12 protein-coding genes are annotated in these 14,143 nt (G+C 68.0%); 9 read left to right on the top strand and 3 right to left on the bottom strand.

Annotation, left to right across the window (positions count from 1 at the left end):
• Nucleotides 1–393: 393 nt before the first annotated feature.
• The gene (locus AC5P1B_RS10555) at nt 394–1,269 is read left to right on the top strand and encodes a DNA-methyltransferase (protein WP_493886459.1); all 876 of its coding nucleotides are present in this window, start codon (nt 394–396) and stop codon (nt 1,267–1,269) included.
• Nucleotides 1,270–1,378: 109 nt separating this feature from the next.
• Here AC5P1B_RS10555 and AC5P1B_RS10550 read toward each other — a convergent pair whose 3' ends face one another.
• Nucleotides 1,379–2,023: a PDDEXK family nuclease gene (locus tag AC5P1B_RS10550; protein WP_493886458.1), complete on the bottom strand. Its 645-nt coding sequence runs from the start codon at nt 2,021–2,023 to the stop codon at nt 1,379–1,381.
• A gap of 462 nt (nt 2,024–2,485) precedes the next feature.
• Here AC5P1B_RS10550 and AC5P1B_RS10545 point away from each other — a divergent pair, with 462 nt between their 5' ends.
• Nucleotides 2,486–3,250, top strand: a complete 765-nt coding sequence (locus tag AC5P1B_RS10545; protein WP_493886456.1) for a DUF4232 domain-containing protein — start codon at nt 2,486–2,488, stop codon at nt 3,248–3,250.
• Nucleotides 3,251–3,793: 543 nt separating this feature from the next.
• On the opposite strand, the gene phoU is transcribed toward AC5P1B_RS10545, so the two are convergent.
• A complete protein-coding gene (gene phoU / locus AC5P1B_RS10540) occupies nt 3,794–4,474 on the bottom strand; it encodes a phosphate signaling complex protein PhoU (protein ID WP_493886455.1) in 681 nt (226 codons plus the stop codon).
• A gap of 275 nt (nt 4,475–4,749) precedes the next feature.
• Between phoU and phoR the strand changes: the two genes are divergently transcribed.
• Entirely contained in the window at nt 4,750–6,051 is a 1,302-nt protein-coding gene (gene phoR, locus AC5P1B_RS10535; RefSeq protein ID WP_493886452.1) for a two-component system sensor histidine kinase PhoR, read from the top strand.
• 54 nt (nt 6,052–6,105) lie between these two features.
• Complete coding sequence (gene phoP, locus AC5P1B_RS10530; protein ID WP_493886612.1) at nt 6,106–6,777, top strand: two-component system response regulator PhoP; 672 nt, start codon at nt 6,106–6,108, stop codon at nt 6,775–6,777.
• 495 nt (nt 6,778–7,272) lie between these two features.
• On the opposite strand, the gene AC5P1B_RS10525 is transcribed toward phoP, so the two are convergent.
• Nucleotides 7,273–8,019 carry a copper chaperone PCu(A)C domain-containing protein gene (locus AC5P1B_RS10525; RefSeq protein ID WP_493886450.1) on the bottom strand — a complete coding sequence of 249 codons (747 nt, stop codon included), beginning with the start codon at nt 8,017–8,019 and terminating at the stop codon, nt 7,273–7,275.
• Between the two features lie 991 nt (nt 8,020–9,010).
• On the opposite strand from AC5P1B_RS10525, the gene AC5P1B_RS10520 reads away from it, so the two are divergent.
• The 5 genes from AC5P1B_RS10520 to cysS all read left to right on the top strand — a co-directional run bounded on the left by AC5P1B_RS10520 (nt 9,011) and on the right by cysS (nt 14,084).
• Nucleotides 9,011–9,493 carry a CarD family transcriptional regulator gene (locus AC5P1B_RS10520; RefSeq protein WP_120722213.1) on the top strand — a complete coding sequence of 161 codons (483 nt, stop codon included), beginning with the start codon at nt 9,011–9,013 and terminating at the stop codon, nt 9,491–9,493.
• Nucleotides 9,494–10,617: 1,124 nt separating this feature from the next.
• Nucleotides 10,618–11,391: a 2-C-methyl-D-erythritol 4-phosphate cytidylyltransferase gene (gene ispD / locus AC5P1B_RS10515; protein ID WP_493886447.1), complete on the top strand. Its 774-nt coding sequence runs from the start codon at nt 10,618–10,620 to the stop codon at nt 11,389–11,391.
• On the top strand, nt 11,381–11,869 hold the full coding sequence (ispF, locus tag AC5P1B_RS10510; protein WP_493886444.1) for a 2-C-methyl-D-erythritol 2,4-cyclodiphosphate synthase: 489 nt from the start codon (nt 11,381–11,383) through the stop codon (nt 11,867–11,869). The genes ispD and ispF overlap by 11 nt, the downstream gene beginning before the upstream one ends.
• A gap of 267 nt (nt 11,870–12,136) precedes the next feature.
• Complete coding sequence (locus tag AC5P1B_RS10505; protein WP_493886443.1) at nt 12,137–12,541, top strand: PPOX class F420-dependent oxidoreductase; 405 nt, start codon at nt 12,137–12,139, stop codon at nt 12,539–12,541.
• 145 nt (nt 12,542–12,686) lie between these two features.
• On the top strand, nt 12,687–14,084 hold the full coding sequence (cysS, locus tag AC5P1B_RS10500; protein ID WP_493886441.1) for a cysteine--tRNA ligase: 1,398 nt from the start codon (nt 12,687–12,689) through the stop codon (nt 14,082–14,084).
• The last annotated feature ends 59 nt before the right edge of the window (nt 14,085–14,143 follow it).

Genomic DNA, 14,143 nt, shown 5'->3' with positions numbered 1-14,143 from the left:
CGTTCTTGCCGCGTTGGATCGCGGCGACCGGGCGCGGGCTACCCGTCATGACCGTTCGATGCGACTGTCCTGCCACACCGAAGGGGTCGCAAACAAAGGAGCAGCGACCTGGCGGGCACTCGGTACCAGCAGATCGCCTCGTTGCCTCGATGTCTCGGTGCCCCGCGCGGAGGTCAACAAGGGGCCACTCGTGCGAATTCCTGGCAGGTCGACAGTCTGCCGGAGTTGCCGGGTCGGCGTAGGACCTCCTGATCTTGCCCGGCCCCCGAGCCGGGGTGGGCCGCCGGCTGAACCCGCTCCATCGGCATCGCTGTTGGTGGCGGTCGCTGATGCGGCTTGCTTGCGAGCTCTCCTTTCCGGGACTATTGGGCCACAGACTGAAAAGGAATCCACATGAACGATGCCGTTAGCTCTGATGCGTGCCACCCCGAGGGTGCGAGCAGGCAGTCTTGCTCGCTTGAGCCTGCCTTCACGTCTGAACTGGGTGTGCTGTACCAGAATGACTGCATGGATGTTATGCGTGGATTGGATTCTGACTCTGTCGATCTGATCTTCGCAGATCCACCGTTTAATCTTGGGAAGATCTACGGGACGCACTTCAGCGATTCGCTGGCGGAAGCGGAGTATTTGAGCTGGTCTCAATCCTGGATCAAAGAGGGCCTGCGCATTCTCAGCCCGGGTGGTGCGTTCTTTCTGTACAATATTCCACGCTGGAACATGCCCAATGGTACTTTCATGCAGAGCCTGGGCATGAATTTCCGCCATTGGATTACCATTGATATTAAATTTGGTCTACCAATTCAGGGCAAGCTGTACCCCAGTCACTACAGCCTTCTGTACTTCACCAAGGGGAAACCGCGCACCTTTGACAGGCCGCGGATTCCTATTCAGGTGTGCAGGCACTGCGGAAAAGATATCAAGGATTACGGTGGGCACCGAAACAAGCTGCACCCCGACGGAATCAATCTGACTGATGTGTGGAACGACATCCCTCCTGTCCGTCATAGGGGAACGAAGAATCGCCAGTCCAACGAACTGAGCGAGAAACTTCTGGACAGGGTACTCGATATAGCGAGCGGACCCGGCGACCTGGTATTCGACCCGTTCGGGGGGAGCGGGACAACTTATGCCGTGGCGGAGCGAAGGCACCGCCGTTGGATCGGGGCCGAAACGGGTGAAATCGAGCCGATCGTCAACCGTCTTACCGGCGTTGCGAATGACGTCGAACTCCCCGGTATGGGAGACAGCAGAAAAAATCGCAAGACCTGAGTTCGGCTGGTGTCGCCGTAGGCCGAACGGGGGGTGGTTGAGGCTTCCCGCTCAGCCACCCCCACGATGGAAACGAGGTTATCGAGACCCGCGAGGGCGCGAGGCCGTGCTACAAAGCGGCTCTACCATCAGTCCCCTTCGGTACGCGAGGAACTTCGACGCTCTCGTCGTCGTGCTCAACGGTAATGATGCCGAAGTACCCGAACGCGCCGAAGGTCCATTCCTTCCATAGCGGATGATAAGGAAGGAGTTCGGGCGCGTTTCCGATCCGGTCTGTCAGGTATCTGGCCAGTCGCGCGCTCGGCACCATCAGTACGCCCCCTGAAAGGTAACCGATTTTCAGCCCCAGTCCGATCCTGTTGATTGCGCGGTGGCTGGATGAGATGTTGCCAGTTTCCCACTCGACCGCAAACGGTGGCGGATCGTCGTCAGGGAAGGAGAGGTGGCCATCGAAGGCTCCCGGGCGGGAACCTTTGATGACTTTCTGCTCTTCGCTGGTGGCTTTCGGCGCTCGGTGCTCCAGTTCCCAGCCGCGTCGTTGCAAGGCAAGCGCAAAACCCTTCTTGATCGGCACCACGCCGTTACCCTCTCCGCGTTTTTTTCCGGATTCTGGGTAGATCGTGAAGTTTTTGGAGCCTTCCGGCCACACCACATCAACAATCGCAGAGCGAATATCGCGCTCGACTCGCTCGAACGCTGAGCTACTGCTGTAGCCGCCCTGATCCACGAGCGTGGCCCAATCGGTAATCTTCATTGGCGCAGAGTAGGCGATGAGGGCCTGCACCCCCACCGGCACGAGCACATCACCCCGAGCCGCGGAACCGCAGGTCACCAAGACGGTGACAGAACCAGGGCAAGAAGAAGTAAGCGCCACTGAAGAGCGCGAAGAGCGCGAAGAGCCCCCTGCCTGCGGTTTTATCGTCAGGAGGGGACTCTTCCCGTGCGTCCAGGAGAACCGAGGCGTAGCAGGGGCGCCGCGCGTGCGTGCCGTTCTCTCGGGACTCGGCGCGCGTTCGTGTGACTGAGCGCGGCGGGGGTGACCATGGAGCAGCCCCTCTGGCCACGTCTGTGTTCCTCTGCGGAACCGTCCCCTCCTTGTACGTGATCGGTAACAGGCATACGCGGCATATGGGTTGAGGGCGCTTCCCTGATGCAGAATCTGCTCGCAATCGAGAGTCGAGAGCGGACGCTTCCGACTGGCAACGGGGGGAACACGATGAATGCTGCTGCCCGCAAGAAGCACAAGAACCACAAGAGCCCCAGAGGCTGGAAGCCCTATGCTCTCGGGGCCGCGGCGGTCGCCGCGCTGCTCGCGTCCACGGCGTGCGAGCCGGGCACGGCCGAGGGCTCCGATGACGCCAAGCCTACGGACCGGCCGAGTGCGACGGGTTCGGCGAAGCCGAGTGGGACGGGTTCGGCAAAGCCGAGCGCCACGGGCTCGGTGAAGCCGAGTGCGACGGCTTCGGTGAAGCCGGGCGGCGGTTCGGGTGACACCGGCGGTGGCGACGGCAACGGCGGCAACGGCGGCAGTGGCACCGTCGCCGCCTGCGCCGCGGACGACCTCGCGGTCTCCGCCACGAAGGAGCCCGCGGACAGCAAGGACGCCAGGCACCTCCTCGTCACCGTCCAGAACGCCGGCGACAAGAAGTGCAACGTCTACCACTATCCGCACGTAAAGATCGGCGAAGCCCAGGCCACGACCCCTGTGATCAAGGACAGCAGCCCGGACCCGGGGAAGCCCATGACCATCGCTCCGGGTGAGGAGGCATACGCCGCTCTGCTCGTCGCCGGCGGCGCCAGGGATGAGTACGAGGCGAACAGCGTCACCCTCACTCTCCATGGCAGCAAGCCCGGCAGCACGGCGGGCGGGCCGATCGACGTCCCCCTGCCCGTCGCCACGTTGCACGCGGACGACGGTCAACTCGTCACCTACTGGTCGACGGCCTCCGGCAGTGCCCTGGACTTCATCATGTCGAAGTAAGCCCTCCGCTTCGAGCCGAGAAGCCGCATGTCCGCGAGGGCGGACTCGCCGGACCGCGCACGCACGGGCCCCGACCGCCAGCCAGTCGGGGCCCGTTCCGCATTCGGTGTCAGCCGCCCGGCGCTTGCCGTCGGCTGTCAGACAGGTGGCGTCAAGTGCCGGTGCCTGGTGTCAGCCGCAGCCCCCACTGCACTGGCACGGGCCGCCGGACTGGCAGCCGCACTGGCAACCGGGGCCGCAGCCACAGGCGCCCAGCACGGGCCGCGGCGGGGTCTCGGTGACGGGCTGCTCCACTGGAGTCGGGCTCGGGGAATCTGCCATGGAATTCCTCCTCGCAGGCGTACTTCTTGGCTTCCAGTGCATGCCCGGTTCCCGGCGCGGAGGAACAGCGCGCACCCCGGCGCGTGGTTGCACAGCGGTTCTTACGTAGACGAGAGCCCGCGCCCCCGATACGCGGGAGAGCGCGGGCTCTCGTGCCGACGGACTCTCGCACCGCCGTGCCCTTGTGCTGGTGCGCCCTTCCGCTGAGGGGCGCCGGTCCGGCTACTGGCCGTCCACCGCGGGCGTCGCCGCGGTGATCTCGTCCGCGTGCTCACCGGTGACCAGGTACACCACGCGCTTGGCGACCGAAACGGCGTGGTCGGCGAACCGCTCGTAGTAGCGACCGAGCAGCGTCACATCCACGGCCGTCTCGATGCCGTGCTTCCAGCGGTCGTCCATCAGGTGCTGGAAGAGCGTGCGGTGCAGCATGTCGATCGCGTCGTCGTCCTGCTCCAGCTGAAGCGCCAGATCCACGTCCTTGGTGATGATGACCTCGGCGGCCTTCGCCATCAGTCGCTGGGCGAGCTGGCCCATTTCCAGAATCGTGGCGTGCAGGTCGTGCGGCACGGCGGACTCCGGGAAGCGGAGCCGCGCGAGCTTCGCGACATGCTGCGCGAGGTCGCCCGACCGCTCCAGGTCGGCACTCATCCGCAAGCTGGTCACCACGATCCGCAGATCCGTGGCGACCGGCTGCTGACGGGCGAGGAGGGCTATAGCCCTGGCCTCCAGGTCCCGCTGCAGACCGTCCACCTTCTCGTCTGCGGCGATGACGCTCTCGGCGAGCTTGAGGTCCGCGTCGAGCATCGCCGTGGTGGCGCGGCCGATGGCCGAGCCGACGAGCCGGGCCATCTCGACCAGTCCCTCACCGATCGAATCAAGCTCCTCGTGGTACGCGTCCCGCATCACTGACCTTCTCTCGCTTTGGGTCTCGTAAGGCTGTAGCCCCACGCTCCCACGGTGTGGCCGAAACGCGTCCGATTCCGGCCTCCGGAGTAAACCAGTGCCGACGTGCCGGTGAACTCTCGGCAACGCCCATGATGAGAGGGGTGTCGGCCGGCCTGGCGACCGGCCGCCGTAGTGAACCAGTCACGTCCCCACGGTGAACTCTCGGCAACGTCTGTTCGGGCTGACCCCCATTTGGCTGTGGAGCGGTCTCGGCGGGCGCCTAACCTGGAGACATGAACGTGGACGCGGCCATCGCCGCAGTGGCAGCGATCGCCGGGCTCTGTACCGGTGTCATCGCCATGCTGGCGTTCCGCTGGAGTGAGCGCGACCAGGCGAAGCCCACGCGCTCCTCACTCCACACCGACGCCGTGCTTCCACCCGGCGTCGATACCGTGCTCTCCGTGCTGCGCTCCTCAGCGGTCGTCCTCGACGAAGAGGACGCGGTCGTGAAGGCCAGCTCCGCCGCGTACGCCCTCGGGCTCGTACGGGGCGGGAAGCTCGCGGTCGAACCGATGCTCCAGATGGCGCGCGACACCCGCCGCGACGGTGAGATACGACAGGTCGAGCTGGATCTGCCCCGGCGCGGCACGGGCCGGGGCGACGCCCTGGCGGTGTCGGCGCGGGTCGCCCCGCTCGGCTCCCGGCTCGTCTTGCTGCTGGTCGAAGACCTCACCGAGGCCCGCCGTATCGAGGCTGTCCGCCGCGACTTCGTCGCCAACGTCAGCCATGAGCTCAAGACCCCGGTCGGCGCCCTGTCGCTGCTCTCCGAAGCCGTCATGGACGCGTCGGAGGACCCGGAGGCGGTCACCCGCTTCGCCGGTCGCATGCAGATCGAGGCGACCCGGCTGACCAGCCTGGTCCAGGAGCTCATCGACCTCTCGCGGGTGCAGAACGACGACCCGCTGGAGGACGCCGAGCCGGTACGGGTGGATGAGCTCGTCGCCGAGGCGATCGACAGGTGCCGCCACCAGGCGGGCACCAAGCAGATCAACATGGCCGCCGGTGGCGCCGCCGACCTCCATGTCTGGGGAAACCGGGGCCAGCTTGCCGCAGCCCTTGGCAACCTCGTGGAAAACGCGGTGAACTACAGCCCGGCCCGCACCAGGGTCGGCATCGCCGCCCGGCGGATCGCAGCCCCCGGCGGGGATCTCATCGAAGTTTCCGTAACCGACCAGGGCATCGGCATCTCGGAGAAAGACCGGGAGCGTGTCTTCGAGCGGTTCTACCGAGTGGACCCGGCGCGTTCGCGCGCCACTGGCGGGACCGGCCTCGGCCTCGCCATCGTCAAGCACGTGGCCGCCTCGCACGGCGGGGAGGTCACGGTGTGGAGCGCCGAGGGACAAGGCTCCACCTTCACTCTGCGGCTTCCGGAAGCCGGTGGCGTACGCGACCGGGCCGAAGCCGCAGCCGCCTCCGGACGGCGCAAGGGCGGCAACACCCTGATCGAGCCGGACGACCTGGAGGATGAGGACCCCGACCGGCCCTATGAGACCTTCACCAACGAACCCCCTCCTGTCGCCCACCACCACCCGTAGCTGGAAGGCGCTTCGCGCCCCTGAGTTTGCCCCGGAGGTCCTTCCGTGACCCGAGTGCTCGTTGTCGAGGACGAGGAATCGTTCAGCGACGCGTTGTCGTACATGCTCCGCAAGGAAGGCTTTGAGGTCGCCATCGCGACAACCGGACCGGAAGGGCTGGACGAGTTCGAGCGGAACGGCGCCGATCTGGTGCTGCTCGACCTCATGCTGCCCGGCCTGCCCGGCACCGAGGTCTGCCGCCAGCTGCGCGGCCGCTCCAATGTCCCGGTCATCATGGTGACCGCCAAGGACAGCGAGATCGACAAGGTCGTCGGCCTGGAAATAGGAGCCGACGACTACGTGACCAAGCCGTTCTCCTCGCGGGAGCTGGTCGCCCGCATCCGCGCGGTGCTCCGCCGCCGCGGTGAGCCGGAGGAGGTCAGCCCGGCCGCGCTGGAGGCAGGCCCGGTGCGGATGGACGTGGACCGGCACGTGGTCACCGTCTCCGGCGGCAAGGTCGACCTCCCGCTGAAGGAGTTCGACCTGCTGGAGATGCTGCTGCGCAACGCGGGCCGGGTGCTGACCCGCATGCAGCTCATCGACCGCGTCTGGGGCGCCGACTACGTGGGCGACACCAAGACGCTCGACGTCCACGTGAAGCGGCTGCGCGCCAAGATCGAGCCCGACCCGGGAGCGCCGCGCTACCTGGTCACGGTCCGCGGACTGGGCTACAAGTTCGAGCCGTAAACCGTAGCCGTACGTCGCCGCCGTCATCGGCACGCGGGCGCGCGACCGGCCAGCCGGCCGGGCCGTGCCCAGGCGGCGACCGCGTCACGTGGCGCCCGCACGGCTGGGCCATACGCCACGAGGCCGCATGGGTGGGCCCCGGCAGCGATCCGCTGTCCGGGGCCCACCCATGTCGCCATCCCGGTGGCTGCCGGGCTGTGCTGGTATGCGGCGTGCGTCCACGCGGCGCCCATCGATGAGGCATGCCGTCCACGGGGCGTATGTCTACGAGGCGTACGTCTACGGGGCATACGTGCACAGGCATACGTCCACGGGGCGTGCGCCGCAGGCACGCGCCCCCGCCAGCGACACGCTCCCCCGGGCCGCTCCAAACCGCCCTTACCAGCACTCAGCGGCCCCATGAGCCTCGTAAAGCCCAGGGACCGCTGGTGGTGCGACTGTGCGGAGCTTGGCGCTGTCAGACCCGTGTGGGCGCGTACAGGCCCGCCTGCCGGGTCAGTGGCCTGCCTGGCCCTGCTCGCCGTTGGGGTCGGGCTCGCCGGAAGCGATCCCTTCGCCCTGCTGACCGCCGTGCTGGGCGTTGTCGTCGGCGTCGGCGTCGTCGTTGGCGTTCGCGGGCCCGGTCGGCGAGCCGGTCGGGGTGCCGCTGGCGGTGCCCGTCGGAGTGCCGGTCGGCTTACCGGTGGGCTTGCCCGACTCGGTCGGCTTCGCGGGCTGCGACGGGCTCGGCGCGGCGCTCGGGCCCCACTTCGCGTAGGTGCCCTTCGCCGGGACGACGAAGGCGCGCATCTCCACGTCACCCGTCTTGCTGAAGTCGAAGACGATCTCCTGCGCGCTGCCGACCTTGGCGGCCTCATGCCCGTCGGGAACCACGGCCGAGGCGTTGCCCTTGCCGCCGAGGACGACGGAGCCGCCCGCGGGAACGACGATCGGACCGGAGCCCTTGGCCGGGGCCAGCTTCACGGTCTCCGCGCCCTTGAGGCGGATGGCCTTGAGGACCTCGTCGGTGTCACCGCTGTTGAAGATCCTGGCCGTGATGGCGGCCGGGCCTTCCATGTCCACCTTGGGCTGGGTGATCACGGTGGCGTTCTGGATCTTGATGTCATCGACGGTCTTCGCGGCGTTGTCCGGCTTGACCTCCATCATCTGCGAGTCGTTCCCGGCCGCGCAGGCGGAGAGCGAGGCGATCGAGAGCACGAGGGCGGTAGCGGCGAGAGTGCCGCGTCGAAGGCTGCTGCTCACGGCGGCGGCATCTCCTAGGACGAGCTACGGCGGCCGAACGAGTCTCGCCCGGTCGCGGATGGACGGCGCGGGCGGCGGTGGCCGCCCTAAAGGTCTGTCAGCGGGCTTAGGTTACCGACCCGCCGTCGAGAGCACGCACCCGACCCGCCCCCGGGCTCTCCGTCCCGCCCCGTGCGGCTGTTCGAGCGAACGGAGAGCCCTGCCGCCCGCTCTCTCCGCCAGTGGTCCGTGCCCGGGCGCGGGGGTCGCGGACCGCCGTACTCGGGTGCGCCGGTGCGTCCGACGCGTCCTCGCCTCACTACGGGGGACTCGACGGGGACTCTCCGTACGAGCAGCGCGTGCGCGGGTTCCGCTGAGGCGAATCCGGGAAGTCGCTCGGCACCGGCCGGGAACCCGTCCTCGCGGCCACCGGAAACCCCGCCCCTCACCAGGTACGTGCACGTGCCCGTCAACCTGTCCGTGAACCCACGCGTGAACCGTCCCGTGAACCGCCCCGGCGGCCTGTCCGTGAACCGCTTCGCGCACCGCTCCGTGAACACTGTCTGAACAGTGCTTGATCACGCCGGCGGCCGCTGCCGGATGACGAATATCGGCCGCTGGCTCGACCGGGTGAATATTGGTAAGGAATGCAGGGGTTCGGTGATGGCTTCGTGAATTGATCACGACGATGATCAACTCGGCCTGATCAATTCGGGAAACCTGCGGTGAGCGCGGGAGAGGCCCCGAACGGAGTAGCGGAAGTGGGACTCCTGGACTCCGGCAAACCGGGACGTACGGCCTGTCGCCCGAGGTTGTCGAGGGCTGTAACGTACGCGTTTCACCTCGCCCGGACAGTGGCTCCGACCTGCGAATACCTGGTTCCGGAGAGCGCTCGAAGCACGATTCGGCTGTTGTTGTCAAGCCCCGAGATATGCTCTGACCTGCGAAAACGCCATTCAGAACGGGGCGTTCCCGTGTTACTCTGGATAGCCACGGAAGGGGTACCTGTCACATGACGTTCAAGGTTGGCGACACCGTGGTCTATCCCCATCACGGGGCCGCGCTGATCGAGGCTATCGAAACTCGCCAGATCAAAGGCGTGGACAAGACCTACTTGGTGCTGAAGGTCGCTCAAGGCGATCTGACGGTGCGCGTCCCAGCGGACAATGCGGAGTTCGTCGGTGTACGCGATGTGGTCGGCCAGGACGGGCTGGACCGGGTCTTCGAGGTGCTGCGCGCACCGTTTGCGGAAGAACCGACGAACTGGTCCCGTCGTTACAAGGCAAACCTTGAGAAGCTCGCCTCCGGCGATGTGATCAAGGTCGCTGAGGTTGTGCGTGACCTCTGGCGTCGTGAGCGCGAGCGCGGGCTCTCCGCGGGTGAGAAGCGCATGCTCGCCAAGGCCCGCCAGATTCTCGTGAGCGAACTCGCTCTCGCGGAGAACACGAACGAAGACAAGGCTGAGGCCCTGCTCGACGAGGTTCTCGCGTCCTGACGGACAGTCCTGATGGTCTTGACGGACGTACATATGCCGCAGTGCCCGAGTGGCGGTCACGTCCTCATGACGTGTCCCTCGTATCGGGCACTTCGGCATACGTGCAGGACGTTGTCTGTGGCGACCGTGGAGTCCGCGGTGCCATCGCATACCTGTGACGGCTGAAGCAGCTGCGACCTTTGGTGATGACGCTTGGTGAAGTGGCAGATAGTCATCGTGGGTCGAGGCGTGCGACGCCTGAGCTGCGACCACTGCTCCACGGCCCGGACGCCCAGATCCCGGACCACGGCGGTCGTCGCGGCGATGACCGGTGTTGTCGAGGCGCTCGGCTGGCGACCAGGCACGTCACAGGAGTCGGGGCCACGCCGCCGCGATCCTCGTACGGACCCAGGTCAAGGGCATGCGAGCACAGGCCGCCATACGAGCACGGGCGACACGCCCACGCCCGGTGGCGACTGACCGGCGGATCGGCTCACCGGCGGATCGACGGACAGGTCGGTGCGCCACGGCTCGGAGCACGGCAACCGTGGCACGACGCCGCGCCCCGGCGCCCGCTCCCGCGAGCCGCAGGCCCGGCGGCGCGACCGCAAACGCCCCGGTCACACCGTGGGCCGCACCGCCCACAGGCCGCCGCACCCACACTCGCGTACGCGACTACTCATCCTCGTACGCGAGCGTGCGCGCATGCCCGCTCGCGGATGGACGTCCCGTCCCATGCCGCTCGTACATCACGTACTCGTACGCGCCGCGCCGCAGAGGATGTGCGTGCCGGGCACGCGCATGCCGCCCTCTGTCTGCGGTGTTCTTCTCCCATGCCGTTGGCTGAAGCGGGCCATGCGGTGGCCGGAGCCACGGTCGAGTGGCCGCTCCGCTGCGAGCGTCGGGGTCGGACGGGCAGCGGTCAGCAGTGGCGATGGGGAATGGGAAGATCGGACAACTGGCAACTTCTTGCGCTTCGCTTCGACGCGTCATGTGCGGTTACATCACATGTGCGGCGATTGGTGTGCCGGGCTCGGACAGCTGACTCGACCAGTCGTCACGGAAGGGGCTGGTCGGGCCGTCGCGCCCGGCACGCTGTGGCCATACCCAACTCGGCCGAGGAAGCAAACCTGAACGCCAACGCAATGTCCGCATCAGAGCGCGCCGAACCCACCGAGGAGCGCCCCGTACGCACGGCGGCGGTCATCCCCGCCGCAGGTCGCGGGGTCCGGCTCGGACCCGGCGCGCCCAAGGCGCTCCGCGCCCTGAACGGCACTCCCATGCTGGTCCACGCCGTACGCGCCATGTCGGCCTCCCGCGCCGTGTCGCTCGTCGTCGTGGTCGCCCCCTCGGACGGTGTCGCCGAGGTCCGCCGACTGCTCGACGAGTACCCGCTGGCCTCGACCGAGAAGACCGAGCTGCTGGTCGTCCCCGGCGGCGAGACCCGCCAGGAGTCGGTACGGCTCGGTCTGGCCGCGCTGCCCGACAGCATCACCGTTGTCCTCGTCCACGACGCGGCGCGCCCGCTCGTGCCCGTCGACGTGGTGGACGCGGTCGCCGCCACCGTCCGGGACGGGGCGCTCGCCGTCGTGCCCGCGCTGCCGCTGGCCGATACCGTCAAGCAGGTCGAGCCGCGCACCGGCGGTGAGCCGGAGCCGGTCGTCGGTACCCCGGAGCGGGCCAGTCTGCGCGCCGTCCAGACTCCGCAGGGCTTCGACCGCGCCACGCTCGTCGAGGCGCACGAGCAGGTCGCCCTGGAGGGCGAGGGCGCCACCGACTGCGCCGGGATGGTGGAGCGCCTGGGCCGCACGGTTGTCGTCGTGCCCGGCCACGAGGAGGCGTTCAAGGTGACCCGGCCGCTGGATCTGGTGCTGGCCGAAACCGTACTCGCCCGCAGGAGGGCCAACGATGGGTTCTGACCCGGTGCTGCCCCAGGTCGGGATCGGCACCGACATCCACGCCTTCGAAGAGGGCCGCGAGCTGTGGTGCGCGGGCCTGCGCTGGGAGGGCGAGGGCACTGGCCTCGCGGGTCACTCCGACGCCGACGTCGTCGCTCACGCGGCGTGCAACGCGCTCTTCTCCGCAGCCGGCCTCGGCGACCTCGGCGCCCACTTCGGCACCGGCCGTCCGGAGTGGGCCGGAGCCTCGGGCCTCACGCTGCTGACCGAGGCCGCCCGGATCGTACGGGAGGCGGGTTTCACCATCGGCAATGTGGCGGTGCAGGTGGTCGGCCCGCGCCCGAAGATCGGCAAGCGCCGGGACGAGGCGCAGCAGGTGCTGTCCGAGGCTGTCGGCGCTCCCGTCTCGGTCTCGGGCGCCACCACCGACGGCCTCGGTTTCACCGGCAGGGGCGAGGGCCTGGCAGCCATCGCGACCGCCCTGGTGGCCCGGGTCTGAGCGTGCGGGTCGGGGCCCGGCGCGAGCGCCGCGGCCTGAGCCTGCGGGTGACGCGGAGGTGTGTCACCGCGCGCGTGCCACCACCCACGTGCCACAGTTTGCGATCTCCGGTCTCTGCCCCCCGGCCTCTGTTTCCGGCTTCTGCTTTCTGGTCCCCGCCCCCGGCCTCTGCTCCCCGGTCTCTGCTCCCCGGTCTCTGCTCCCCGGTCTCTGATCTCTCGTCCTTGATCTCTCTCATCACTGATCTTCACGACGGAAGGACCCACCGTGTCAGCCGCACTCTCCGCCGACCTCAAGAAGCTTCTCGACAGCCCGGTCTTCGTGACCGTGGCGACCATCCAGCCGGACGGCAGTCCGCAGCTGTCGGTCGTCTGGGTCAAGCGCGACGGTGACGACCTGCTCATCTCGACGACCGTGGGGCGCCGCAAGGAGAGGAACATCGCGGCCGACCCCCGCGTCTCCGTCATGGTCAACCCGGCCGACGCGCCGTACACGTACGCCGAGGTCCGGGGCACGGCGACCGTGACCACCGAGGGCGGCCAGGCGCTGATCGACGAGCTGTCGCTGAAGTACACGGGCAAGAAGTACGCCGAGTTCAACCCGGCCTCCGCCGAGGACACGGAGCGCGTCGTCGTCCGCATCACGCCGCGGAAGGTCGTCGGGAGGATCTGAGCCCGCTTCCGGACTCCGGCGGCACCGGCACGGCAGGCGCGGACAGTGCGCCGGGGGCGACCGGCACGGCCCGAGTGTCACGCTTCTGTGTCCCTGCGGCCCTTGGGGTCGCGGGGCACTGCCCTGTTCCGTCTACCCTTGTCGGGTGACCATTCGCCTGTACGACACCAGCGCCCGGCAGACCCGTGACTTCACCCCGCTCACTCCGGGCTGCGTCTCGATCTACCTCTGTGGCGCGACCGTGCAGGCCGCCCCGCACATCGGGCACATCAGGTCGGGACTCAACTTCGACATCATGCGCCGCTGGTTCTCCTACCGCGGCTACGACGTGACGTTCATCAGGAACGTCACGGACATCGACGACAAGATCCTCGTGAAGGCGGCCGACAGCGGCGAGCCGTGGTGGTCGATCGGTTACCGCAACGAGCGCGCGTTCAACGACGCGTACGACATGCTCGGCTGCCTGCCGCCCACCTGCGAACCGCGCGCCACCGGCCACGTGCCCGAGATGATCGAGATGATGCGCGGTCTCATCGAGCGCGGCCACGCCTACACCGTCGACGGCAACGTCTACTTCGACGTGCGCTCCTTCCCGGAGTACCTGGAGCTGTCCAACCAGGAGCTGGACAAGCTGCGGCAGTCGGAGGGCGAGGTCGACTCGCACAAGCGCAACCCGGGTGACTTCGCCATGTGGAAGGCGGCCAAGCCCGGGGAGCCCAGCTGGGAGACGCCGTGGGGCCGTGGCCGCCCCGGCTGGCACCTGGAGTGCTCCGCGATGGCGCACAAGTACCTGGGTTCCGCCTTCGACATCCACGGCGGCGGGATCGACCTGATCTTCCCGCACCATGAGAACGAGATCGCCCAGGCCAAGGCGTACGGTGACGCGTTCGCGAGCTTCTGGGTGCACAACCACTGGGTCACCATGAGCGGCGAGAAGATGTCGAAGTCGCTCGGCAACTCGGTGCTCATCTCCGAGATGGTCAAGGAGTGGCGGCCCATCGTGCTCCGCTACTACCTGGGTACTCCGCACTACCGCTCCACCATCGAGTACAGCGCGGAAGCGCTGCGCGAGGCCGAGTCCGCGTTCGCGCGGATCGAGGGCTTCGTCCAGCGCGTGGTGGAGAAGGCCGGGACGGTGGAGCCCGCCGCCGAGGTGCCGCTCGCGTTCGCTGAGGCGATGGACGACGACCTCGGCGTCCCGCAGGCGCTCGCGATCATCCACACCACGGTCCGGCAGGGCAATTCCGCCCTGACCGCCGATGACAAGGAGTCGGCGGTCGCCCGGCTGGCCGAGGTGCGGGCCATGCTCGGGGTGCTCGGCCTCGACCCGCTCGACGAGAAGTGGTCGGGCGGCGCCGAGCGCGGCGAGGATCTGCACGGTGTGGTGGACTCGCTGGTACGGCTCGTACTGGAGCAGCGGCAGTCGGCGCGCGCCCGCAAGGACTACGCCACGGCCGACTCCATCCGCGACCAGCTCCAGCAGTCGGGTCTGGTGATTGAGGACACTCCGTCGGGCCCGCGCTGGGAGCTCGGTCCCCGCTGACCAGGCCCGGAAGCAAACTCCGGGCGGCGCCCACGCTGCCGCCCGGAGCGCCGGGCGGC

Source organism: Streptomyces sp. A01 (genome assembly GCF_059026195.1).
The sequence above is the reverse complement of the archived record's forward strand: the minus strand, read 5'-3'. Positions and strand labels throughout refer to the sequence as shown.